The sequence below is a fragment of the Flavobacterium sp. T50_26 genome, assembly GCF_057652995.1.
Genome location: NZ_JBYFCC010000001.1, coordinates 181,430 through 205,644, shown reverse-complemented (window position 1 = coordinate 205,644; position 24,215 = coordinate 181,430). Strand labels below are relative to the sequence as shown.

At 33.0% G+C, this 24,215-nt stretch carries 22 protein-coding genes; 16 read left to right on the top strand and 6 right to left on the bottom strand.

From position 1 onward, the window contains the following. The 11 genes from AC23MC_RS00865 (at position 1) to AC23MC_RS00815 (ending at position 12,807) form a co-directional block, all read left to right on the top strand. Complete coding sequence (locus AC23MC_RS00865; protein WP_487566435.1) at positions 1-615, top strand: outer membrane beta-barrel protein; 615 nt, start codon at positions 1-3, stop codon at positions 613-615. Between the two features lie 19 nt (positions 616-634). Then, a complete protein-coding gene (locus tag AC23MC_RS00860; protein WP_487566436.1) occupies positions 635-1,219 on the top strand; it encodes an outer membrane beta-barrel protein in 585 nt (194 codons plus the stop codon). A 30-nt stretch (positions 1,220-1,249) separates the two neighbouring features. Continuing rightward, on the top strand, positions 1,250-1,621 hold the full coding sequence (locus tag AC23MC_RS00855) for an ApeI family dehydratase (protein WP_487566437.1): 372 nt from the start codon (positions 1,250-1,252) through the stop codon (positions 1,619-1,621). A gap of 1 nt (position 1,622) precedes the next feature. After that, positions 1,623-2,108 carry a hypothetical protein gene (locus AC23MC_RS00850; protein ID WP_487566438.1) on the top strand — a complete coding sequence of 162 codons (486 nt, stop codon included), beginning with the start codon at positions 1,623-1,625 and terminating at the stop codon, positions 2,106-2,108. A 10-nt stretch (positions 2,109-2,118) separates the two neighbouring features. Next, positions 2,119-3,291, top strand: a complete 1,173-nt coding sequence (locus tag AC23MC_RS00845) for a DUF2062 domain-containing protein (protein WP_487566439.1) — start codon at positions 2,119-2,121, stop codon at positions 3,289-3,291. Between the two features lie 8 nt (positions 3,292-3,299). Then, on the top strand, positions 3,300-6,971 hold the full coding sequence (locus AC23MC_RS00840) for a 1-acyl-sn-glycerol-3-phosphate acyltransferase (RefSeq protein WP_487566440.1): 3,672 nt from the start codon (positions 3,300-3,302) through the stop codon (positions 6,969-6,971). A 2-nt stretch (positions 6,972-6,973) separates the two neighbouring features. After that, positions 6,974-8,500 (top strand): phytoene desaturase family protein, encoded by a 1,527-nt coding sequence (locus tag AC23MC_RS00835; RefSeq protein ID WP_487566441.1) that lies wholly within the window; start codon positions 6,974-6,976, stop codon positions 8,498-8,500. Then, positions 8,497-10,152 carry a C45 family autoproteolytic acyltransferase/hydrolase gene (locus AC23MC_RS00830; RefSeq protein ID WP_487566442.1) on the top strand — a complete coding sequence of 552 codons (1,656 nt, stop codon included), beginning with the start codon at positions 8,497-8,499 and terminating at the stop codon, positions 10,150-10,152. The genes AC23MC_RS00835 and AC23MC_RS00830 overlap by 4 nt, the downstream gene beginning before the upstream one ends. Before the next feature lie 5 nt (positions 10,153-10,157). Continuing rightward, entirely contained in the window at positions 10,158-11,450 is a 1,293-nt protein-coding gene (flxY, locus tag AC23MC_RS00825; RefSeq protein ID WP_487566443.1) for a flexirubin biosynthesis putative acyl-CoA ligase FlxY, read from the top strand. A 33-nt stretch (positions 11,451-11,483) separates the two neighbouring features. After that, a complete protein-coding gene (locus AC23MC_RS00820; RefSeq protein ID WP_487566444.1) occupies positions 11,484-12,287 on the top strand; it encodes a zinc-dependent peptidase in 804 nt (267 codons plus the stop codon). A 100-nt stretch (positions 12,288-12,387) separates the two neighbouring features. Further along, on the top strand, positions 12,388-12,807 hold the full coding sequence (locus tag AC23MC_RS00815) for a CBS domain-containing protein (RefSeq protein ID WP_487566445.1): 420 nt from the start codon (positions 12,388-12,390) through the stop codon (positions 12,805-12,807). On the opposite strand, the gene rpe is transcribed toward AC23MC_RS00815, so the two are convergent. From rpe to AC23MC_RS00785, 6 genes are all read right to left on the bottom strand, one after another. Next, positions 12,804-13,472 carry a ribulose-phosphate 3-epimerase gene (gene rpe / locus AC23MC_RS00810; protein ID WP_487566446.1) on the bottom strand — a complete coding sequence of 223 codons (669 nt, stop codon included), beginning with the start codon at positions 13,470-13,472 and terminating at the stop codon, positions 12,804-12,806. The two genes, AC23MC_RS00815 and rpe, sit on opposite strands and share 4 nt — an antisense overlap. Before the next feature lie 284 nt (positions 13,473-13,756). Beyond that, positions 13,757-14,620, bottom strand: a complete 864-nt coding sequence (locus tag AC23MC_RS00805; protein ID WP_026711939.1) for a sigma-70 family RNA polymerase sigma factor — start codon at positions 14,618-14,620, stop codon at positions 13,757-13,759. A 78-nt stretch (positions 14,621-14,698) separates the two neighbouring features. Continuing rightward, the gene (locus AC23MC_RS00800) at positions 14,699-17,116 is read right to left on the bottom strand and encodes a TonB-dependent receptor domain-containing protein (protein WP_487566447.1); all 2,418 of its coding nucleotides are present in this window, start codon (positions 17,114-17,116) and stop codon (positions 14,699-14,701) included. A 138-nt stretch (positions 17,117-17,254) separates the two neighbouring features. Further along, a complete protein-coding gene (locus AC23MC_RS00795) occupies positions 17,255-19,417 on the bottom strand; it encodes a polyribonucleotide nucleotidyltransferase (RefSeq protein WP_487566448.1) in 2,163 nt (720 codons plus the stop codon). A 167-nt stretch (positions 19,418-19,584) separates the two neighbouring features. Next, positions 19,585-19,854, bottom strand: coding sequence for a 30S ribosomal protein S15 (gene rpsO, locus AC23MC_RS00790; protein WP_487566449.1), 270 nt, complete (start codon positions 19,852-19,854; stop codon positions 19,585-19,587). 92 nt (positions 19,855-19,946) lie between these two features. Then, positions 19,947-20,402 (bottom strand): GAF domain-containing protein, encoded by a 456-nt coding sequence (locus AC23MC_RS00785; protein WP_487566450.1) that lies wholly within the window; start codon positions 20,400-20,402, stop codon positions 19,947-19,949. Positions 20,403-20,473: 71 nt separating this feature from the next. Here AC23MC_RS00785 and xrtF point away from each other — a divergent pair, with 71 nt between their 5' ends. From xrtF to AC23MC_RS00760, 5 genes are read left to right on the top strand one after another with little or no spacing between them, the layout of a single operon-like run. Next, positions 20,474-21,028 carry an exosortase family protein XrtF gene (xrtF, locus tag AC23MC_RS00780; protein WP_487566451.1) on the top strand — a complete coding sequence of 185 codons (555 nt, stop codon included), beginning with the start codon at positions 20,474-20,476 and terminating at the stop codon, positions 21,026-21,028. Next, positions 21,006-21,449 (top strand): exosortase F system-associated membrane protein, encoded by a 444-nt coding sequence (locus AC23MC_RS00775; RefSeq protein ID WP_487566452.1) that lies wholly within the window; start codon positions 21,006-21,008, stop codon positions 21,447-21,449. Before xrtF ends, AC23MC_RS00775 begins: the two co-directional genes overlap by 23 nt. 39 nt (positions 21,450-21,488) lie before the next feature. Continuing rightward, positions 21,489-22,322: a restriction endonuclease gene (locus AC23MC_RS00770; protein WP_487566453.1), complete on the top strand. Its 834-nt coding sequence runs from the start codon at positions 21,489-21,491 to the stop codon at positions 22,320-22,322. 4 nt (positions 22,323-22,326) lie between these two features. Next, on the top strand, positions 22,327-23,682 hold the full coding sequence (locus AC23MC_RS00765; protein WP_487566454.1) for an MBL fold metallo-hydrolase RNA specificity domain-containing protein: 1,356 nt from the start codon (positions 22,327-22,329) through the stop codon (positions 23,680-23,682). Between the two features lie 54 nt (positions 23,683-23,736). Next, positions 23,737-24,153, top strand: coding sequence for an HYC_CC_PP family protein (locus tag AC23MC_RS00760; RefSeq protein ID WP_487566455.1), 417 nt, complete (start codon positions 23,737-23,739; stop codon positions 24,151-24,153). Positions 24,154-24,215 lie beyond the last annotated feature (62 nt).

The window sequence follows — 24,215 nt, the reverse complement described above, 5'->3', positions numbered from 1 at the left end:
ATGAAAAAATTTTTGTTATCAGTTGTATGTTTGTTTTTATACAATGCAGTAAGTGCACAAGTTACTTTTAGACCTGGAGTGAGAGCCGGTGTAAATTTCTCCCATTTTACAAAAGGAGATGTTTATTATGATTATTATTATGACAACAATGGCAATTATATTGAAATAAGAAATGAAGATCAATTTTCCTCAAAAACCGATTTTTATGTAGGTATTTTTGGTACATTACAATTGTCTAAGTTTTATGCTTTACAACCAGAAGTAGATTATTCACGTCAAGGATCAAAATACACTTATTACGATGAGAATTTAATGAGAGAGTTTAAAAGAGATTTAGATGTTTCCTATTTATCGATTGCTATCGTTAATAAGTTTACGTTCAATAATTTTAATTTTCACGTAGGTCCAACAATCGATTTTGTTGTAGAAGAAAGTTTTAGTACATATAACGAGGTTGATTTTACCTTTTTAATTGGAGCTGGCTATAACTTTAATAAAAACTTTGGTATTGAAGGTAGAATTAAAAAAGGAATTGTACCTGTTTTAGATTTAAATGATAGCCATACCAATGTAGTATTTTCTCTAGGAGCAACTTATACTTTTGATGTAAAATAAACTTTAAATATTTTTAATCATGAAGAAGTGTTTAGCAATTTTCGTTTTTATTTTTGCAGGAACTTTGGTTTCAAATGCACAATTTGAGTTTAAACCTGGTGTGCGAGGCGGAGTTAATATTGCAAAAGTTACAAACTTTGAAGTAGATTCAAAAACCGATTTTTTTGTTGGGGGACAATTCGAGTTAAAGTTTGTTGATTTGTATTCTCTTCAGCCGGAGCTAACTTATTCTAGACAAGGCTTTAAAGCCAACAATGACAATTATTCAATAGATTATTTGTCTATAGGAGTAACAAATAAATTTACTTTTGGCGGTGGATTCAATGTTTTGGTGGGACCTACAATTGATATTAAAGTAGGAGATAATTTACCAAACATTTACAGTAATGAATTAATTGGTTTTGACTTCGCTTTAATGGGCGGAATTGGCTATACTTTTAAAAATGGTGTGGCTGTTGATGCTAGATTTAAACAAGGTTTAGTTGATATATTTGGAGATAATTACAACGAATACAACGACGAAAATGGTAATGGAAATATTGATGAAGTGAAACTTAATCAGTTATTTCAAATTGGCGTATCGTATTCTTTTGATTTAAAATAAAAAACGTACATTTCATATAAAAATAAACCCATGTTGTTAAAGGATTTCTATACAGTTGAAAATATCGAGAAAATTTCAGATGAAAAATACAATGTCACTGTTTTTTTAAATAAAGAACATGCCATTTTCAAAGGTCATTTTCCCGGAAATCCAGTAACGCCGGGTGTTTGTATGATGCAAATTATCAAAGAACTTTCTCAAGAAATCCTGGGAAGTTCTTTGATTTTAAAAAGCTCATCCAATGTCAAATTTATGGCTTTAATTAATCCTGAAGTAAACCCAACATTACGACTGGAATTAGATGTTAGCGGAGATTTAGATTCAGAAATAAAAGTAAAAAATACTACCTTTTTTGATGAAACCGTTGCGTTAAAATTATCCAACACCTACAAAAAAGCATAATTTGAAGTTTTTATTTTCCATAGTATTTCTATTTTTTTTCTCCGGTAGTCAGGATATTTCAACCGTGAGAGAAAATTATATTCAAGCTTCCAAATCAAAAGAAAAAGCTGATGAATTTAGTGATGCAATGGCAAATTATATAGGCGATAATAAAACAATGTTGGCCTACAAAGGTGCTTCAATCGCATTGAAAGCAAAATTTGCATCCGACAGAAAAACAAAAAAGGACCTTTTTACAAAAGGAATTCAAATTCTTGAAAAAGCATTGAAAGCAGATCCAAACAATGCCGAAATTAGATTAATCAGGTTAAGCATTCAGGAAAACACACCCAAAATCCTTAATTACAAAGGAAACATTCAAGAGGATAAACAACTTATTTTAACTACATTTGATAAACAAAACAAATCCTTAAAAGAACATTTGTTAACTTTTATCAACCAATCAAAATCGTTTACCGCACAAGAAAAGGAGTTATTGAAAAACTAACCCTAATTTTATGAATGAAACCAATATCAATAGTAAAATTAAAGCGGAAACGTGCGTTATTATTCCAACCTACAACAATCAAAAAACACTTCAACGGGTTGTTGATGGTGTTTTAAATTATACACAAAACATCATTATCGTAAACGATGGTTCAACCGATGAAACGTCATCCATCTTGCAAAAATATCCTCAACTCACACAAATTCATTTTCCTGAAAATAAAGGAAAAGGAGTTGCTTTGCGTGAAGGTTTTAAAAAAGCAAAACAATTAAACTACACTTTTGCCATTACGATTGATTCTGACGGGCAACATTTTCCAAACGATATTCCACTTTTTTGGAAAGCTTTGGAAGAAGAAAAGCGAGATGTATTACTCATCGGAAGCCGAAACATGAACCAAGACGGAGTGCCAAAGAAAAGCAGTTTTGGAAACAAGTTTTCTAACTTTTGGTTTTGGTTTGAAACCGGTATTAAACTTGACGATACGCAATCGGGTTTTCGGTTGTATCCACTAAATTCAATCCCGAAGAAATTTTTTACCCGAAAATTTGAATTTGAAATTGAAGTAATTGTTCGAACATCATGGAAAAGTATTCCGGTAAAAAATATCCCCATTAATATTTTATATGATCCAAACGAACGAGTTTCACACTTCCGTCCGTTTCATGATTTTAGCCGAATTAGTGTGTTGAATACGGTTTTGGTAATCATCACACTACTTTACATCAAACCAAGAGATTTTTTTCAAAAATTGGTAAAAAAAAAGTTTAAAGATTTCATTCGCGAAGATGTTTTAGCCAGTTCAGATTCAAACATCAAAAAAGCAACTTCTATTGCTTTGGGTGTTTTTATCGGAATTGCTCCTTTTTGGGGTTTTCAAACCATATTGTCCATATCTTTAGCAATATTATTTAGGTTAAACAAAGCATTATCCTTTGCTTTCTCAAACATAAGCTTTCCGCCAATGATTCCGTTTATAATTTTCGGATCATTAGAAATTGGTTCTTTTTTTGTGGGAAATACAAAACCGCTTCGATTTGATAATTCTATCACATTTGATGTTGTAAAATCCAATTTAACACAATATCTTGTGGGAAGTTTTGTATTGGCAACTGTAGCCGCAATTGTTTTTGGAGTTGGAAGTTATTTGTTACTTTCGCTGACCAAAAAATCGATTAAATAAAAAGGAACATGCAACAATTTTTTATTGCAATTTATCGCTTCGTTGAGCGAAAAAAACTCTTTGCTATTGCAATAGCTGTTGCATTGTTGTGCTTTTTTGGGTTTTTCGCAGCTCAAATTCAGTTTGAAGAAGATATTACTCGGATTATTCCAAAAAGTGAAAAATCGGATGTAACAGCAAAAGTGCTTCAGCAGATTAATTTTTCAGATAAAATAACTGTCATTATCGAAAAAGATAAAAATGGTTCTGAGGATGATTTGATTGAAACAGCAACTGCTTTTTTAGATAAAACCGCTTCACTAAATCAGTATATTGAAGAAATTCAAGGAAAAGTGGATGATGATAACATTCAACAAACGATTGAATTTGTGTATAATAATTTACCGCTCTTTTTAGATGATCCTGATTATGCATTAATTGATCTAAAACTCAACAACGATAGTATTTCTGTTCAAGTTGAAAAAAATTACAAAACACTGATTTCGCCAACCGGAATTGTAGCTAAAGATTTCATTCTAAATGATCCGCTAGGCATTTCATTTTTGGGTTTAAAAAAATTACAGGAACTCAATAGTGGTGACGATTTTCAATTGAAAGATGGTTTTTTAATTACTAAAGACAATTCCAAATTATTGCTATTTATTAGCCCGAAATTAGCCGGAACTGAAACCGAAAAAAGTCAATTATTTGTTGAAAAACTACAAGAAATTCAACAAGAGCTCAATCTAGATTTCAAAGATAAAACTAATTTGTCCTATTTTGGATCTTCCTTTATAGCTGTCGCAAACGCCAAGCAAATTAAACAAGATATCATGACCACTGTGTTTGTCTCATTGAGTCTTTTGGTCTTGGTACTAGTGTTTTTTTACCGTAATATTTTAGTGCCAATTATTATTTTTATTCCAACCGTTTTCGGAGTTGTGACAGCGATGGCATTTTTATATTTTATAAAAGACAGTATTTCGGCAATTTCGTTGAGTGTTGGTGCTGTTTTATTGGGTGTCACGATTGATTATTCGTTACATATTCTCACACATTATAAACATAATAACAATGTAGAAACACTGTTTAAGGACATAGTGAAACCTTTACTAATGAGTAGTAGTACAACAGCAATTGCTTTTTTATGTTTACTCTTTGTTCACTCTGAAGCCTTGAAAGATTTAGGGATTTTTGCCGCTGTTTGTGTCATGGTTTCTGCAATTTTTTCGCTATTAATTATTCCGCATTTATATAAGCCAAAGGAAGTTTCAGACGAAAAATCCACGACAGCGTTAGATAAAATTGCCTTTTTTTCCTATCATAAAAACAAATTTTTAATCTTTTCATGTCTGATAGTTATTGTTGTAAGCTTGTTTACATTCAGAAATGTAACCTTCAACAACAATTTGTCAGAGCTTAATTATGTTCCCGAAGAAATCAAGTTAGCTGAGAGTAAATTAGAAAACGCAACGAATCTAACTTCAAAATCGATTTATCTAACTTCATATGGGAATTCGATTGACGAAGCATTGGCACATTCCAACACAATTTATAAAGATCTTCTAAAACGAAAAGAAAATAAAGAAATTTTAACTTTTAGTTCCATAGGTGGTTTGGTTTTGTCTGAAAACGATCAAAAACAAAAGATTGAAAAATGGAAGACGTTTTGGACTCCCGAAAAGAAAGATTTTCTCCAAAAAAGTTTGATTGCAAACGGTGAATCAGTTGGCTTTAAAAAAGAAACGCATCAACAATTTTTTACTTTATTGAATGAAGATTTTTCAACAATACAATTCAGCGATTATGAAGCAGTGAAAGCCTTGTTTTTAAAAGAATTTGTTTCCAAAAAAGAAGGTTTTTATACTATTTCTTCTTTGGTGAAATTGAATTTGGATGAAAGAGAGCAATTTGTTAAAGCTATTTCAAAGCAAGAAAATTTAGTTGTAATCGACCGAAAACACATGAATGAAACCTTTTTAGGTCAATTGCGTGATGATTTTACTAATTTGATTAATTATTCACTAATTGCCGTTTTGCTGATTCTTTTTGTCTTTTTCAAAAGAATAGAATTAGTGATTTTAAGTGCAATTCCAATTATAATTACCGGAATTGTAACAGGTGGATTAATGAATTTATTCGGTTTGCAACTAAATATTTTCAGTACAATTGTGTGTACAATGATTTTTGGACTTGGAGTAGATTTCAGTATATTCATGACAAGTGCGTTACAAAAGGAATATACCTATGGTAAAAGCGTACTGCCTACTTATCGAGCGTCAATTTTAATGGCAGCAATAACCACTGTTTTAGCAATAGGAGCCTTGATTTTTGCTAAACATCCTGCTCTAAAATCTATTTCAGCTATATCGCTAATCGGTATTTTTTCGGCATTAATTATCACTTTTGTTTTTTATCCAATATTGTTCACTATTTGCATTGTCAATCGACCTAAACGAGGCAATTCACCAATTTCTCTCAGATTGTTTTTGCATTCCTCATTATCTTTTTTATATTATGGAATGGGTGGAGTATTTTTTTCCTTTTTTGGGAGAATAATTTTGTATTTATTGCCTGTAAATGCCAAAATAAGAACGAGTTGGTTCAGAAAAATTATTTCAAAGTTCATGAAATCGGTTTTGTATTCTAATCCGTTTGTAAAGAAAAAAATCATAAATTTTCACAACGAAAAATTCGACAAGCCGGCCATTGTTATTGCTAATCACACTTCTTTTTTAGATACTCTGGCAACAGGAATGGTAACGCACCGCATCATTTATTTAGTGAATGACTGGGTTTATAAATCGCCTGTTTTTGGTGGAGTTGTAAAATTAGCTGGTTATTATCCTGTTTCTCAAGGTTTAGAAGGCGGTGAAGAACATTTGAGAGAAAGGGTGGATAGTGGGTATTTGTTAATGGTTTTTCCGGAAGGAACTCGTTCGGAAGATAACGAAATTAAGCGTTTCCATAAAGGAGCATTCTATCTGGCAGAACAATTTAATTTGGATATTTTGCCGATTTATATTCACGGAAATGCAGAATCGCTTCCCAAAGGAGATCATATTATTTATGATGAAAATATTACTGTTATAATTGGCAAACGAATTGAACCTTCTACCACTTCTTTTGGAACAAATTATTCCGAAAGAACTAAGTCGATTAATAAACTTTTCAGACAAGAATTTGCTAAAATTAGAAGTGAAAAAGAAGACGAAAACTATTTTAAAAACAAACTATTTTTAAGTTTTCTCTACAAAGAATCAGAAATTATTAAAGCAGTAAAAGCTGATTTTGAAAAGAATAAAAGCGAATATTTCAATCTTAATGATGATATTTCTTCGTCTGCAAAAATTCTTCATTTTGCGAATGATTATGGTCAATTAGATGTTTTGCTCACCTTGCAACAAGCCAAAAGAAAGATTCAAAGTTATATTCTTGACGAAGAAAAAAGAAGTGTAGCAAGAACTAGTTATTTAGTCAAAAAACGTGATATTTGTTATGTTGAGGAATTGACAGAAATTGGTAATTTTGATACTTTATTAATTTCTTCAATTACAGAAGAATCAATTTTAACTGATTATATTAGCAAGTCCAATAAAATCATTTTGCTAAATCATTTTGAATTGAAAGATGTCATTCTAAAAGCAGGATTCAACACTTTAAAAGAAGAACCAACTAAACTAGTTTTTATAAAACCGTGAATTTGAAAAAGAAATATGATGTTGTCATTGTGGGAAGCGGTCTTGGCGGATTAGTTTCAGCCATTATTCTAGCAAAAGAAGGAAAAAGCGTCTGCGTCTTAGAAAAAAACAACCAATTTGGAGGCAATCTGCAAACCTTTGTTCGCGATAAAACAATTTTTGATACCGGAATTCACTACATCGGCGGATTGTCTGAAGGTCAAAATTTAAACAGCTATTTTTCATACATCGGCATTATGGAACATCTTAAATTAAAAAAGATGGATGAGGATGCTTATGATGTTATCACTTTTGAAGGAGATTCTAACCAATATCCGCATGCTCAAGGCTATGAAAATTTTGTGCAGCAATTGTTGAAATTTTTTCCGGATGAAGAAAAAGTTCTCAGAGAATATTGCGAAAAATTAGTTTATGCCTGCGATTCATTTCCGCTTTATAATCTTAAAAATGAAGGTGGTTATCAAAATGAAGTGCTTTCCATCAATGCTAAAACTCTTTTGGATGAATTAACTTCTAATGAAAAATTAAAAGCAGTGTTGGCTGGATCTAATTTTTTATATGCTGGCGACGATTACAGAACGCCATTTTATGTGCATGCTCTTTCTGTCAACTCCTATATTCAAAGCTCTTGGCGATGTTTAAATGGCGGAAGTCAAATTACAAAACAACTTATCAAACAGCTGAAAAAACATGGTGGGGAGACCTATAAACACAATGAAGTAATTGGTTTTGGTTATGAAGAAGGGAAGTTGGTTTCTGCCAAAACGAAAAATGGAAACGAATACTTTGGCGACTTATTTATTTCTAATATCGAACCCAAAACTACTTTAAAATTAATAGGGAAAGATAAATTCAGAAAAGCGTATTACGACAGAATACAAAATTTAGAAGCAATTATTGCTCCGTTTAGCATTTATATTGTGCTAAAACCGGAAAGTTTACTTTATCGAAATTATAATAATTACCACGTAAAAGATGCCACTCGAATTTGGAAAGCAGCCGAATATACGCAAGAATCGTGGCCGGAATGTTACATGATTTCGATGAATGTCTCAGAGGAAAATCAGGTTTGGGCAGAAAGTTTAACCGCCATAACCTACATGCGTTTTGACGAAGTACAACAATGGGAAAACACCAAGAATACAGTTGCTAATAAAGAAGATAGGGGAGAAGAATATGAAAAATTCAAGAACGATAAAATTGAAATTTTTCTAAAAGAAATAGAAAAGAAAATCCCGAATATTAGAGAATGCATTAAATCAGTTCATGCTTCTACGCCACTTTCTTACAGAGATTATATTGGCGGTCACAACGGGAATTTATATGGTTATGTAAAAGATTCAAACAACCCAATGGTAACTTTTATTTCCCCAAAAACTAAGATCGAAAATCTTTTTCTTACAGGTCAAAGCATTAGTATGCATGGCGTTTTGGGAGTAACTATCGGAGCAGTTGTAACCTGTTCGGAGATTCTTGGAAAAGAATATTTGGTCAATAAAATAAACAGCGAACTCAAAGCGAAGGAATGAAAATTGTATTCAAAATACTACTTTTCCTTTTTATTGGAACCACTTTTTTGTCTTGTGGAATTTCCAAATCGCTTCAAGATAAACCACAATTAGCTTCGTCTCAATTTGAGAAACCACTCATCGAAAAACGAAATGATTCTCTTTTTGTATATGGTGAGAATTTTATAATAAAAAACAAACAACAAATCTGGGAACTCCATGTGTCGGGAGATGAATTGCAAAGAGGATTATTAATTGGAGGTTTATCCGAAGATTTATTTTTAAACCAAGAACGTATTTTTTTTTCGAAAATACAGGAAATGGTTCCGTCAACTTTCAAACAAAAAGTATTACGGCAATTTCTAAAATGGTATAACCGAAAACTTTATCTACATATTCCGGAAGAATTTAAAACCGAAATCTACGGAATTTCAGAATATGCTTCCAACGATTTTAATTCCATTGCACCCAAATACCTCAGAAGTCTTTACCTTCACGGAGCACACGATATTGGTCATGCCTTGCAGGATTTGGCTTTGGTTGGCTGTTCTTCCATGGCGGTTTGGGGCGATAAATCAGAAGATGGTTCACTACTCATCGGAAGAAATTTTGATTTTTATGCCGGAGACGATTTTGCAAAAGATAAAATCATTCTGTTCGTTAAACCCGAAAAAGGAATTCCGTTTATGAATGTTACTTGGGGCGGAATGATTGGCGTGCTTTCCGGAATGAATGCAGAAGGCTTGACCGTAACTATCAATGCCGGAAAATCGGATATTCCGTTGGTTGCAAAAACACCAATATCAATTGTAACCCGAGAAATTTTGCAGTATGCTTCTACTATTGATGAAGCAATTGCGATAGCCAAAAAAAATGAAGTTTTTGTTTCAGAATCAATTATGGTGGGAAGTGCGAAAGACAAAAAGGCAGTTTTGATTGAAATGGCTCCCGATAATTTTGATGTATATGAAGTTGAAAATTCCAATCAACTGGTTTGTTCCAATCATTTTCAAAGTAAAGCGTATCATTCGGATGAGCGAAATGTGGAACATATTAAAGAAAGTCACTCGCAATACCGTTTTGACCGAATGAATGAACTGTTGGATGAAAAGGAAAAAATGAATCCACAAAAAATGGCCGAAATTCTCAGAAATAAAGAGGGTCTTGCCGAACTCAAAATTGGTTTTGGAAATGAAAAAGCTCTCAATCAGCTTCGGGCTCATCATGCGGTGATTTTTAAACCGGAGCAATTAATGGTTTGGGTTTCTTCCAATCCCTATCAATTGGGCGAATTTGTAGCGTATGATTTGAATGAAGTTTTTGGAAAAATGGATGGCGATTTTACAGTTTCTGTGAAAGAATCCGCAATTATTCCAAAAGATGATTTTTTACATACAAAAGAATATGCCGATTATGAAAAGTTTAGAATTTTAGATCGAAAGTTAGATAAGGTTTTAAAAGAAAAGTTAACTTTGGAAACAGGGTTTGCTAAGGAATATCAAAATTTGAATCCTGATTTTTGGTTGGTTTATTCCAAAATAGGCGAATATTATTTTCAAAAAGGATGGTATAAAGCAGCAGAAATTGAATTTAAAAAAGCTCTCGAAAAAGAAATCACAACCGTTCCTGATAGAAAAAAGATTGAAAATTATTTAAAGAAAATTAATAAATAAACAGAATGATTCCAGTGATAGAAAAGGCTTCGGTTGAAGAAATTTATGCATTTCAAAGTGAAAAGCTCAAGGAATTGTTAGTTTATTTGAACCAAAATTCACCTTTTTACAAACGATTATTTTCTCAACATAAAATTGATGTTAATTCCATTCAATCACTGGAAGATTTGCAGCAAATTCCGGTGACCACGAAAACGGATTTACAGGAATTTAATGACGACTTTTTTTGTGTTACCCGAGACAAAATTATTGATTATGTCACCACTTCGGGAACACTCGGAAGTCCGGTAACTATTGGTTTAACTGATAATGATTTGGAAAGATTAGCGTATAACGAATCGATTTCCTTTCAATGTGCCGGAATTCAAAAAGGTGATGTAGTTCAGTTGATGACCACGATGGATCGTCGATTTATGGCCGGATTAGCTTATTTTTTAGGTTTACGAAAACTAGGAGCTGGTGTCATTCGCGTTGGTTCCGGAATTCCGGAATTGCAGTGGGATTCTATTTTAAAATATAAACCGGCCTATTTAATTTCAGTACCTTCTTTTTTGTTGAAATTGATTGAATATGCCGAAAATCATCACATTGATTATAAATCATCAAGTGTAAAAGGGGTTATTTGCATTGGCGAAGCCTTGCGTGATCAGGATTTTAATCCAACATTACTTTCAAATAAAATTACCCAAAAATGGCCAGTACAATTGTATTCATCGTATGCTTCTACCGAAATGAGTACGGCTTTCACCGAATGTGAAAATTTTCAAGGCGGTCATCATCATCCGGAATTAATTATTGTGGAAGTTTTAGACAATGAAAATAAACCCGTTAAACAAGGCGAAACAGGAGAATTGGTCATTACCACATTAGGAGTAGAAGCCATGCCGCTTTTGCGATTTAAAACCGGTGATATTGTTCAGTTGCACACCGATGCTTGCCAATGCGGAAGAAATTCATTGCGTTTGGGTCCGGTGGTTGGCAGAAAACAACACATGATAAAGTATAAAGGAACTACTTTGTATCCGCCGGCGATGCATGATTTGCTTACTTCTTTTGAAACAATTGAAAACCATGTGATCGAAATTTTCACTAACGATTTAGGAACAGATGAAATTTTAATTAAGATTGTTACTACGAATAATTCGGAGGAATTTATTCATGAAGTGAAAAATCATTTTAAAGCAAAATTGAGAGTCACTCCAAAATTAGAAGTGGTGACAAAAGAAGATTTATTACCGATTATTTTTTCTCCTGAAAACAGAAAACCAACTACGCTGATTGATAAAAGAACGAATTAGTAAATTGATAAAATAACCACAAAAAGCATAGTGATGGATGACATGAACGTTTTTATTTTGGTTGTTTTATTATTAGGATTTGTCTTAATTTCAATTGTTGTTTTTTATGTGGTAGAGTATTTTTATGCCAAACTATTTCACAAACCAATTTTTGTGCATTTGTATTTGTCGCAAAAGTCTTTAACGGAACAACAACTGCGAATTCTAAGAGAAAAAATTACTTTTTACAACCGACTTTCAGATAAAAAGAAGAAATATTTTGAGCATCGTTTGGCTACTTTTATGGCCAATTATCAATTTATTGCCAAAGAAGAATTGGTTTTGAATGAGGAAATAAAAGTTTTCATTTCTGCTACAGCTGTCAAGTTAACTTTTGGCATGCGAAAGTATTTGATCGATGTTTTTGATAAAATCATAATTTACCCTGAGCCTTATTATTCCACTTCTAATGATGCTTGGCACAAAGGAGAATTTAACCCAAGAATGAAAGCCATTGTTTTTTCGTGGAAAGATTTTTTGGAAGGATATGAATACCACAATGACAATCTGAATTTGGGTTTACATGAATTTGCTCATGCAATTCATTTTCACGGGTTGAAACGAACCGACAAGAGCTCAATTCTTTTTGCCAGAAATTATAATGCTATTTTAGATTATACAGCTCAAAAACAGGTGGCTAAGAAATTAATAGATTCTAATTATTTTCGAATTTATGCTTTTTCAAACAGTTTTGAATTCATTGCCGTTTTGTTGGAACATTTTTTTGAAACACCGGATGATTTTAGAAGAGAGTTTCCGGAATTGTATGAAAAAGTAAGAAAAATGATAAATTTTTAGTTTAATAAGATACAAAAAAAGTCTCAATTAAACTATGATATCTGTCATTTGTGTGTGGTCATTTAATGCTGAAATTTGTTTAGAATTAAAGTAGATTAAGATGAAAAAGCAGGTTCCGGTTTCGACCATAATGACAAAAAATGTTATCAAACTCAATTTAACGGATGATTTGACTAAAGCAGAAATGCTGTTTAAAAAGTATCATATTCGACACATTCCGGTTGTCAATAGCAATAAAATTATCGGAATGTTGAGTTATACCGATTTACTGCGAATTTCATTTGTAGATGCAGTTGACGACGATGACGAAGTGGTTGACGTAACAGTTTATAATATGTTTACCGTTGAGCAAGTAATGGCAAAAAAACTCGTCACTGTTTCACCGGAAACCACCATCAAAGAAGTAGCTGAAATTTTATCTTCAAGAGAATTTCATGCACTTCCTGTTGTAGAAGGTGATTTGTTGGTTGGAATTGTGACAACTACGGATATTATTAAGTATTTGTTGGAACAGTATTAGTCTAAAGTTTCTAACATTTTTTTCAAATCCGATATCGTCTGAGTCGGATTTTCTGCTTTAAAAACAAAGTTGCCTGCCACTAACACATCGGCTCCGGCTTCGGCTAGTTGTTTGGCGTTTTTGTTGGTTACACCGCCATCAATTTCAATTAAAGTCGAAGCGTTGTTTCTAGTGATGATTTCTTTTAATTCTTTTACTTTTTTATATGTTTTTTCAATGAATGATTGTCCTCCAAAACCTGGGTTTACACTCATTAAACAAACTAAGTCAATATCGTTAATAATGTCTTCTAATAAACTAACCGGTGTATGCGGGTTCAAAGCAACTCCAGCATTCATTCCTTCGGCTTTGATAGCTTGAAGTGTGCGATGCAAATGTGTGCAAGCTTCATAATGCACAGTCAGGTTGGTTGAGCCTAACTGAGCAAATGTTTTGATATAGCGATCAGGGTCGATAATCATTAAATGAACGTCGATTGTTTTTTTTGCATGTTTTGTAATAGCTTCTAAAACCGGCATTCCAAACGAAATGTTGGGTACAAAAACGCCGTCCATAATATCGATGTGAAACCAATCGGCTTCACTGGCATTAATCATTTCAATATCGCGTTGTAGGTTGGCAAAATCGGCTGCTAAGACTGAAGGAGCAATTAACGTTTTTTTCATTGTGTTGTTGTAGTTGTTGTTTGTGCAAAGATAGATTTTAGTTTAAAAGTTTAAAAGTTTAAAAGTTTAAAAGTTTAAAAGTTTAAAAGTTTAAAAGTTTAAAAGTTTCGTTAGCTTAGTAAAAAAGCAAAACTCCGGTAATCAGCCGGAGTTTCAATCATCAATCAAAAAACGAACAGTTTAAACTGTTTGTAATTTTACTATTTTTGGACTAAGCGTGTCTATTTAGACTCGCAAAATACGAATTACTTTTATAAATCAAAGGCAATTGGTATAGAAAAAATTTATCCTAAATAAGTTTTTAATATTTTACTTCTTGAGGTGTGTTTTAATCTACGAATTGCTTTTTCTTTAATTTGACGAACACGTTCGCGGGTTAAATCGAAGGTTTCTCCGATTTCTTCTAGGGTCATTGGGTGTTGATCACCTAAACCAAAATACAAACGAACTACGTCTGCTTCTCTTGGAGTTAAGGTTTCTAATGAACGTTCGATTTCTGTGCGAAGTGATTCGTGAATCAATTCTCTGTCAGGATTTGGTGACTCACCTGAACGTAAAACGTCATATAAATTTGAATCTTCACCTTCTACTAAAGGAGCATCCATGGATAAGTGACGACCGGAGTTTTTCATACTTTCCTTAACGTCATTAACGGTCATGTCTAATTCTTTGGCGATTTCTTCTGCCGAAGGAGCACGTTCATTAGATTGCTCCAACAAGGCATACATTTTGTTGATTTTGTTGATAGAACCAATTTTGTTCAATGGCAAACGAACGATACGAGATTGTTCTGCCAATGCTTGAAGAATCGATTGACGAATCCACCATACTGCGTAAGAAATGAATTTGAATCCACGCGTTTCATCAAAACGTTGTGCGGCTTTTATGAGTCCTAAGTTTCCTTCGTTAATTAAATCTGGAAGTGTAAGTCCTTGATTTTGATATTGTTTAGCAACAGATACTACGAAACGTAAATTAGCTTTGGTCAACTTTTCCAAAGCACGTTGATCGCCGGCTTTGATGCGTTGAGCTAACTCTACCTCTTCATCGGCTGTAATTAAATCAACCTTTCCAATTTCTTGTAGGTATTTGTCTAGGGAAGCAGTTTCACGATTAGTTACCTGCTTGGTTATTTTTAACTGTCTCATTTATTTTCTACTTGAATAATAGTTTCATGTAGTTATACGTAAAGAGATATATAAAAGTTACAAAAATTTAAAAAAAAATTATTTTAGTCGATCTTTTATTTCTTCGTTGCCGGTTTCTCGTTGGTTTGCTGTAAGTTTTTTATTTCCAAATTTATAAGTTACACCCAATAAAATTTTTCTTTCGTCATAATAGCTGTTGTTAAGCTGTCCAATATTATTTACAACACTAGTAAAATCAGCTTGGTAACTTCGGAAAACATCGGAAGCCATTAAAATAAAATTCAATCCTTTTTCTTTGATGGAATAACGAAGTCCAAGATCGAGTTTATTGTATTGTGTGGCAGAAAAATAATAATCTCTTCGAGCACTATGAAATTCATAGTTTACCTCGGCTTTTAGCGATTTGCTTTTGTTTAAGTTGAATGTATTGTAAGTGTAAAAATGATATTGAAAACCATTTCTTGCTTCTGTGGGAACATCTTTGATAAAGGCTGTTACATTGTTGTAGCCGTTAATTGTGTTTGAGCTTTCCCACCAAGTAATTTTATCAAAATAGTAAGTGATAGTGCCACCAAATTGGTATCTATCTACATAATTATCTCTAATATAGCGTAATGTTGTTTCGTTATTGTTTGTTTCAACTATAGGTAGTTGCATACTTCCGTCAATTGTATTGGAATAATAAATTTTGAAACTTAGGTTTTCTTTGAAGTTGTAATTTATCTCATAATTATCTGTGAAAGAAGGTTGTAGGAAGGGATTACCTTCTGCGTAGGTAAATGAATTCAAATAAACTCTAAATGGATTCAAATGCCAGAAAATAGGGCGGCCAATTCGTTTACTGTAATTGACTGAAAAATTATGGTTTTCGTTCGGTGTATAAGTGAGATACATCGTTGGAAATAGTTTACTGTAGCTGAAATTATTTACTTGATTTTGAGTAACATCTAACGAAGTAGTTGTGCCTTCCACAATTGTGTTTTCATAGCGGAAACCTACTTGGGTTTGCCATTTTGCACTGAGTGATTTTTTAAAATTCACATAGGCAGATTGCGTGTTTTCAGAATAATCAAAATCGTTTGTTTGATTGATGTCTAAAACGGGTATTCCGCTGGAAAGATTAAAAAAAGCAATATTGCTCTTGTTTTCAACAAAGCTTACTTTTCCACCAAAACCATAAGTTGCCCATTTGGTTGGCAAATCGAAATCTACTTTTCCACTGTAATTTAAGATGTCTTGTAAACTAGAATTGTTAGCGATAAAACTTGACCCGATTTGAACATTTTCAGGAGAAAATTCATTTGTTGTAAAAACTCTGTTTTGATCTTCTGTATAATTGAAATAATCAAAATCAACTGAAATTTGTTTGCCTAATGTGTCAAGTTTTTGAACATAGTAAACGTTTAACGTGTGATTTGAACTTTCGTTTTTATTAAAACCATTTGTAAAAAAAGTTGATGTGATATTGTTGGAGGAATTATCTCTAACAGCAGTTATATTTCTGTCTGCCGTATCCGGATTGTCGAGTAATCCGATGTATTTTGTTCCAATACTGGCTTTTTCAGAAATTTTATAATCTAATGTAAAGGCTAGTCGATTGATATCGCGGGTGTCTTTTCTTTTGGTGCTTCCTTCCCAACTTTCTGTTTCAAATTGGTTAGATATGTTTTCCCAATATCTATCGTGGCCAGATTGTCTTATGTAATCTGTAAAAAGGCTTAATTTATTTTTATTAAAAGTAAAACTGACTCCGCCCAAATAGGAAGGGTACGAATTTTGCATGTAATAATTACGAAGATTAACTGCCCAGGAATCTTCTTGTATTTTTTTTAATTTGATGTTGATTAAACCGCTGTTTCCTTGGGCATCATATTTTGCAGGTGGTGTTGTGATAACTTCAATGTTTTTGATGTTTTCTGAGCTAATTCCACGTAAATAGTTAATTAATTCATTCCCGGATAAATTAACGATTTTGTCGTCAATCATTATACTAACGGTACTTTTTCCAACAATACCAATTTGACTTCCTGATACAAAAACGCCGGGTGTTGCTTTTAATAATTCAAAACCATCTGTGCCTGTAGAACGGATACTATTTTCTACATTAAAAACAGTTCTGTCAACTTTGTTTTCAATAACCCGTTTTTTGGAGGTAACTTCAACTTCTCTCAATTGTGTAGAATTGTCGAATGATTCTAATGTGCCTAAATCGATATTTTTGTCGAGGTTAAAATCGGTTTGATAAATAACTGTTCCAACAAAGTAAAAACGAAGAGAATAAATACCGGGTTTATTTTTTATTGAAAAGTTACCATTACTATCAGTTATGGCTGAATTAATGATATTTCCATTGTTCAACAATAGAATCTCAGTTCCTTCAATTCCTATTTTGTTCTCGTCGATAATTTTACCTGTAATGGCGAATTCCTGACCCAAAACGGTTGTTAGACATAGTAAATGAAGAAGAAGTATTGTTTTTTGTATTGAAGATATCATGTTTTTTTTGTGGCTCGTTAATGCAAATATATAATAATTGTTAATATATTCACAAATGTAGTAGTCGAATTACAAAATAAATCAATAAAAAACCCGATTCATAATCGAATCGGGTTGATATCTATAGGTCAATTAAAGTTAATCCTTATTTGGAGTAATTTTATTTTCTTCTGATCTTGGAGGTCTTGGCAAAAGAGCTTTTCTTGACACTTTCTCTTTTCTTGTTTTTGGATCGATTCCTAAGTATTTCACTTGAAAAACATCGCCCATTTTTACAACGTCTCCAACATTTTCTGTTCTTTCCCAAGCTAATTCAGATACGTGTAATAAAACTTCGTTTCCTGGAGCTTGTGTGTATTCTACAACTGCTCCAAAATCTAACATTTTGATTACTTTTACTTCGTAAGCTTCGCCCATTACTGGTTTAAAAATAATACTGTCGATTTTTGCCAAAACTGCAGCAATTCCATCCGGATCTGTTCCTAAGATTTCCACAACACCTTGCTCATCTACTTCATTAATAACAATAGTTGTTCCGGTAGCTTTTTGTAATTCTTGAATTACTTTTCCTCCAGGTCCAATTAATGCACCAATGAAAGCACCTGGAATGGTACGCATGATGATTTTTGGAGCGTGTTTCTTAACGTCTGGTCTTGGCGTAGCAATTGTTTCAACCAATTTACCTAAAATATGTAAACGACCTTCACGAGCTTGATCTAACGCTTGCTCCATGATGTCATAACGCAATCCGTCGATTTTAATATCCATTTGACAAGCGGTAATTCCGTCTGCCGTTCCGGTTACTTTAAAGTCCATATCACCTAAATGATCTTCATCACCTAAAATATCTGAAAGAACTGCAAATTTTTGACCGTCTGTAATTAATCCCATCGCAATACCTGAAACAGGTTTTACCATTTGAACTCCGGCATCCATCAAGGCCATTGTTCCTGCACAAACTGTTGCCATAGAAGAAGAACCGTTTGATTCTAAAACTTCAGAAACAATTCTGATTGTGTAAGGACATTCTGCAGGAATCATATTTTTTAAAGCACGTTGAGCCAAGTTTCCGTGACCAACTTCTCTTCTTGATGTTCCTCTTAACGGTTTTGCTTCACCGGTTGAAAAAGGAGGGAAGTTATAATGCAAGTAGAATTTTTCTTCTCCTTGTTCTGATGGAGAGTCAATTTGATTTGCTTCTCTTGACGTTCCTAATGTTACTGTAGCTAAAGCTTGCGTTTCACCACGTGTAAATAAAGATGAACCGTGAACAGATGGCAAATAATCGATTTCGCACCAAATTGGTCTGATTTCAGTTGTTTTTCTTCCGTCTAAACGAATTCCTTTTTCAAGAATTACATTTCGAACAGCTTCTTTGTTTGTTTTGTAGTAATATTTTCCAACTAAACCGGCTAAGTCTGAATTTTCAGCATATTCTTCTTCAGTAAATAAAGCTTTACACTCTTCTTTCACTAAAGCAAATTTTTCGCTTCTTTCGCTTTTTCCTGAAGCTGCTTGAGCAATTGCATAACATTTGTCATACGCTGCTGCTTTTACTTTGGCATAAACTGCTTCATCTTCTGGTTCACCTTCGTAAGTTCTAATTTCTTTTTTTCCAAAAGCTTCTTGCAAACGCAATTGAGCATGAATTTGAACTTTAATTGCTTCGTGAGCAAATTTAATGGCTTCCACCATTTCTTTTTCTGAAATTTCTTTCATTTCACCTTCAACCATCGCTACAGAATCCAAAGAAGCACCAATCATCATATCGATGTCTGATTGTTCTAATTGAGTTCTACTTGGGTTAATGATGAATTTTCCATCCACTCGAGCAACTCGAACTTCAGAAATTAAATTGTAAAAAGGAATATCAGAAACAGCTAACGCAGCAGAAGCAGCCAATCCGGCAAGAGCATCTGGCATAACATTTTCGTCATGACTCATTAATTGAATCATTACTTGTGTTTCTGCGTGATAATCATCCGGGAAAAGTGGACGTAAAACACGGTCTACTAATCGCATGGTTAATACTTCACTGTCGCTTGGACGGGCTTCTCTTTTGAAAAAACCACCCGGAAATCTTCCTGCAGCGGCAAATTTTTCACGATAATCTACCGTTAAAGGTAAAAAATCAACATTTGGATTTGCTGTTCTGGCCGAAACAGCTGTAGCTAAAAGCATACAATCGCCTAAACGAACCACCACAGAACCGTCTGCTTGTTTCGCTAATTTCCCGGTTTCGATTGAAATGGTGCGTCCATCTCCTAAATCGATAACCTCTTTTGTTACATTTGGAATCATAAAAATTCTAATTTGGTATTAATTATTAGGTTTAGTTGTGTTGTTGTGTGTAGTTGTTGTGTAACCCAATGAAAAACCAAACTTTTTTATTCCCTACCCAAAATGCAATCGGGTATTTTTACTTTAAAATATATAAAACAAAAAGGGGCACAAAGCCCCTTAGTTGATTATTTTCTAATTCCTAATTCTTTAATTAACTCACGATATTTCACAACATCTTTTTTCTTTAAGTAGTCAAGAAGACTTCTTCTTTTACCTACCAAAAGTACTAATGAACGTTCAGTGTTGTAATCGTGACGATTTTTTTTCAAATGCTCAGTTAAGTGAGCGATTCTAAAAGTAAAAAGGGCAATTTGTCCTTCTGTAGAACCAGTGTTTTCAGCTTTTCCTCCGTGTTTTGCGAAGATTTCAGCTTTTGTTTCTTTAGTTAAATACATTCCAATATTATTTAAATGATTATTATGTATGAAGTAGGCGTTTCCTAATTCGGTTGCAAAGGTAATTTTATTTTTTTAATGGACAAGTTTTTCTAAAACAACTTTGCAACTTCCTCGTTTACAAATTCCAGAAATTTTTCATCTTTTTTAGTGAACGGATCCAGCACATGACTGTCGATATCGATTTGACCAATGTTTTTTCCGTTTACAAAAAGCGGAACGACAATTTCAGACTTTACGGTAAAACTACAAGCGATATAATTGTCTTGGGCAGAAACATCCGGTACAACAAAATTTTTGTTAGAAACAGCGACTTGTCCGCAAATTCCTTTTCCAAACGGAATAACGGTATGATCAGTTTCTGCACCAACATAGGGTCCTAAATGTAGCGTTTGGGCTTCGTGATTGGCAAAATAAAATCCGACCCAATTATAATAATCCACTTCGTCATGAAGTAACTGACAAATTTTTTGTAGTTTTTCTTCTCGTGAAAGGTCAAACAACGTTGAAATTTCACTTACTTTTGGTTTTAGGGCGTCCAAATTCATAGGTTAAATTTTTTACAAAGTTAAAACTTCAAAACTGCATTAATTTATATATTTTTGTTAAAAATTACGTTTTGAAAAAGTACATCATTCAATATAAGCCATTTCTAATTTTTTTATTAAAATTCTTCTTGAGTTACCTTATTTTAACGTTTTTATATCAAATTTATTTGAATTCGTTTGATAGTTCTCCCTTAAAAGTAGATACAATTACCGAAATTGTTAGTGTTCAAACGCAACAAACGATTGAACTTTTTAATTATAACTCGCATGTAGAGCCTCATCCTAAACAAAATTCGAACATGCTTTTTGTAGAAGGAAAAAATGTAGCCAGAGTAGTGGAAGGCTGTAATGCCATAAGTGTAATTATTCTTTTTATCGCTTTTGTAATTGCATTTAAAGGAACTTGGAAAAGAACAGTAATGTTCGTTTTGGCGGGTTCAATTCTTATTTATTTGCTTAATGTAATTAGAATAGCATTAATTGCTATTGCTTTATATCATTATCCGCAACATGAACACCTTTTGCACGGTGTAGTTTTTCCGTTGTTTATTTATGGAGTTGTATTTTTATTATGGGTTATTTGGGTAAGTAAATTTTCAGTTTATGCAATACAAAAAAAAGCCTAAAATAGTTGATTTTCTTTTGGTTGCATTGTGTGTACTTACTTTAGCATTCATTCGTTTTTTTGAAGAAACATTGTTTTATGATCCTTTTTTAAAGTATTTTAAAAACGACTACCTCAATTTGTCTTTTCCCAGTTTTAATGGAATAGGACTTTTTTTTAGTCTACTTTTTCGCTATGTTTTGAATGCTTCTCTGTCAATTGCTGTGATTTATTTTTTGTTTAAAGATATATCACTTACCAAATTTGCTTCGGTACTTTATTTGGTATTATTTTTAATTCTGATTTTGATGTTTTTTGGTATTGTTTTGTTTTTTGATGAAAAAAGTAATTTCATACTTTTCTATGTCCGAAGATTCATCGTTCAACCTTTATTTTTAGTACTTTTTGTACCTGCATTTTATATTCAAAAAAAGCATTCTTAAATCGTTTTTTCGTAACTTTATAGTATAAATTTTAGCGTTATGAAAGTCACCAAATTTTCAGGCGAACTAGTTTTATTCGATAAAGAAAAACTTCAATATTCTTTGCGAAAATCAGGAGCTGATGAAAATGCTGTATTTCAAGTGATGCATGAAATTGATAAGCAATTATATGAAGGAATTCCAACCAAAAAAATTTATAAACTCGCTTTTCAATTACTTAAAAATTTTTCCAATGCTCATGCGGCTCGTTATAATTTGAGATCGGCTGTTCAAGCTCTTGGTCCCGCAGGTTTTTACTTTGAAAAATTTATCGCAAGATTATTTGAGATAGAAGGATTTCAAACACAAACCAATTTGATTTTAGACGGAAAATGCATTTCGCATGAAGTTGATGTTTTGCTCAAAAAAGAAAATGTAGTTTCAATGATTGAATGCAAATTTCATGGAAACCAAGACGCCAAATCCGATGTGAAAGTACCACTCTACATTTTGTCTCGATTTAATGATTTAAAAGAGAAAGATTTTTCGGTTTTCGGATCAAATTATCAAATAAATCATTGTTGGATTGTAACCAATAATCGATTTACCGATGATGCCATAAAATTTTCAATTTGTTCAAACTTGAATTTGTTAAGTTGGGATTATCCAAAAGGCAACAGTTTACGAAACAAAATAGATGTTGCTCAAATTTATCCTGTGACTTGCTTGACAACTTTAACGCAACTTGAAAAAGATAAATTATTAATGCAAGAACTCATCACCGTGAAAGATTTGATTAATAAATCGGAATGGCTTTCAAAAATCGGGTTGAGTAAAAACAGAATCAAAAATATTCTAAAAGAAGCAAATCAATTGTGTAATGTAATTCATTAAAATCATGAAAATTCATTTTTTAGGAGGAACAGGAACCGTGACAGGATCAAAAACAGTGATCGAACATAATGAAACCCGCATTCTAATTGATTGTGGTCTGTTTCAAGGAATCAAATCATTACGCGATTTAAACTGGCAACCGTTGGCAATCGAACCTTCTACAATTGATTTTGTTTTGCTAACACACGGTCATCTAGATCATTGCGGTTGGTTGCCGTTATTGGTAAAAAATGGATTTAAAGGAAAAATATTTTGTACTGCTCCAACCAAACAAATCGCTAAACTTATCCTTGCCGATAGTGCAAAAATTCAGGAAGAGGAAGCATCCAAAGCAAATCAAGAACATTTTTCCAAACACAATCCGGCCGAACCTTTATATACTGTAGCTGATGCCGAACGAGTAACATCTTTTTTTAAAGTGGTTGAAAAAGATATTGAAATTCGTTTAACAGACGAAAGTTGGTTTACCTTTTTTCAATCCGGACATATTTTAGGAGCTTGTTCAATCCAATTAAATATAAATGAAAAAGTTTTAGTTTTTTCCGGCGATGTAGGTCAAGATGATGATGTGCTCATGTATCCGCCCAAAAAACCGCAAAAAGCCGATTATGTGTTTTTAGAAAGCACTTACGGCAATCGTCTTCATCCACAATATGATGTGCTGTTGGATTTGGAAATGATTATTAACACAACCATCAACCGTGGTGGAAATGTGGTGATTCCAAGTTTTGCCGTTGAACGAGCACAAACAATTATGTTTCTTCTTTGGCAATTGCGTATGCAAAATAGAATTCCGGATATTCCATATATTATCGATACGCCGATGGGTATAAAAGTGTTGGATGTTTTTAATGATAATCCGAAATGGCACAAATTAAATCCAAATCAATGTGAGGAAATGTGCAGTATGTTTTCGATGATTTCCGATTTTGAAGAAACCATCAATGCCATTTATGACAAAAGACCAAAAGTGGTTATTGCAGCAAGCGGAATGATAACCGGCGGACGAGTTTTGTCTTATTTGGAACGCTATATTGTTAAACCCGAAAATACCGTAATGCTGGTTGGGTACCAGGCCGAAGGAACTCGCGGAAGAAAATTAGTAGAAGGAGCCAAAGAAGTTAAATTTTACGGAAAATATTATCCGGTTGAAGCTGAAGTAGTGTTGGTAGAAGGACTATCCGCACACGGCGACCAACAAGACTTACTTAATTGGTTGAGCGAATTAAAACAAAAACCTCAAAAAATATTTTTAGTTCACGGTGAAAATGAAGCTGCAGACACTTTACGAACAAAGATTTTTGATACATATGGATTTGAAGCAACTGTTCCACTTTTGGGTCAAGTGGTTGAAATTTAATTCAATTAACAGATTTTTTTGAAGCTGGTAATCAAAAAAAATTACCTTTGCAGTATGAATTTCAAAAAGTGCACGAGTATAATTATGGCTTTTTATCTGCTGATTTCTTCCAGCGGATTGGCTTTTAATGTGCATTATTGTGGTGATACGATTGCTTCTGTTTCTTCTGTTTTTTCTAACGAAGAACCTTGTGAAATGGAAATTCATCCGGAAGAAAAAGCGTGTTGTACAGCTTCTTCAGACAGCCATGACGGTTGTTGTTCCGATGAAACAATTCAAGCCGATTTTGATGATGTAGTGATCAAGCAACTGCAATTTGACTTCGATTATGTTTCGGTTTTACCAACAGTAGAATTTTCATTTTATACCAATAGAGTAGAGTTAATCAACGAGCAATTGTTTGATTATTATTGTGATGCGAATGCTCCGCCACTCTATCAATTGTATTCTCAATTTGTTTTTTACGCCTGATTTTAGATTAAACTGAATTTCACTTTAGTGAAAAAATTACGTTTAATTTAAAATCATTTTTA

Coding starts and splice junctions, on each gene's coding strand:
- AC23MC_RS00865 (WP_487566435.1), top strand. CDS start 1: ATGAAAAAATTTTTGTTATCAGTTGTATGTTTGTTTTTATACAATGCA.
- AC23MC_RS00860 (WP_487566436.1), top strand. CDS start 635: ATGAAGAAGTGTTTAGCAATTTTCGTTTTTATTTTTGCAGGAACTTTG.
- AC23MC_RS00855 (WP_487566437.1), top strand. CDS start 1,250: ATGTTGTTAAAGGATTTCTATACAGTTGAAAATATCGAGAAAATTTCA.
- AC23MC_RS00845 (WP_487566439.1), top strand. CDS start 2,119: ATGAATGAAACCAATATCAATAGTAAAATTAAAGCGGAAACGTGCGTT.
- AC23MC_RS00840 (WP_487566440.1), top strand. CDS start 3,300: ATGCAACAATTTTTTATTGCAATTTATCGCTTCGTTGAGCGAAAAAAA.
- AC23MC_RS00830 (WP_487566442.1), top strand. CDS start 8,497: ATGAAAATTGTATTCAAAATACTACTTTTCCTTTTTATTGGAACCACT.
- flxY (WP_487566443.1), top strand. CDS start 10,158: ATGATTCCAGTGATAGAAAAGGCTTCGGTTGAAGAAATTTATGCATTT.
- AC23MC_RS00820 (WP_487566444.1), top strand. CDS start 11,484: ATGGATGACATGAACGTTTTTATTTTGGTTGTTTTATTATTAGGATTT.
- AC23MC_RS00815 (WP_487566445.1), top strand. CDS start 12,388: ATGAAAAAGCAGGTTCCGGTTTCGACCATAATGACAAAAAATGTTATC.
- rpe (WP_487566446.1), bottom strand. CDS start 13,472: ATGAAAAAAACGTTAATTGCTCCTTCAGTCTTAGCAGCCGATTTTGCC.
- AC23MC_RS00805 (WP_026711939.1), bottom strand. CDS start 14,620: ATGAGACAGTTAAAAATAACCAAGCAGGTAACTAATCGTGAAACTGCT.
- AC23MC_RS00800 (WP_487566447.1), bottom strand. CDS start 17,116: ATGATATCTTCAATACAAAAAACAATACTTCTTCTTCATTTACTATGT.
- AC23MC_RS00795 (WP_487566448.1), bottom strand. CDS start 19,417: ATGATTCCAAATGTAACAAAAGAGGTTATCGATTTAGGAGATGGACGC.
- rpsO (WP_487566449.1), bottom strand. CDS start 19,854: ATGTATTTAACTAAAGAAACAAAAGCTGAAATCTTCGCAAAACACGGA.
- AC23MC_RS00785 (WP_487566450.1), bottom strand. CDS start 20,402: ATGAATTTGGACGCCCTAAAACCAAAAGTAAGTGAAATTTCAACGTTG.
- AC23MC_RS00775 (WP_487566452.1), top strand. CDS start 21,006: ATGCAATACAAAAAAAAGCCTAAAATAGTTGATTTTCTTTTGGTTGCA.
- AC23MC_RS00770 (WP_487566453.1), top strand. CDS start 21,489: ATGAAAGTCACCAAATTTTCAGGCGAACTAGTTTTATTCGATAAAGAA.
- AC23MC_RS00765 (WP_487566454.1), top strand. CDS start 22,327: ATGAAAATTCATTTTTTAGGAGGAACAGGAACCGTGACAGGATCAAAA.
- AC23MC_RS00760 (WP_487566455.1), top strand. CDS start 23,737: ATGAATTTCAAAAAGTGCACGAGTATAATTATGGCTTTTTATCTGCTG.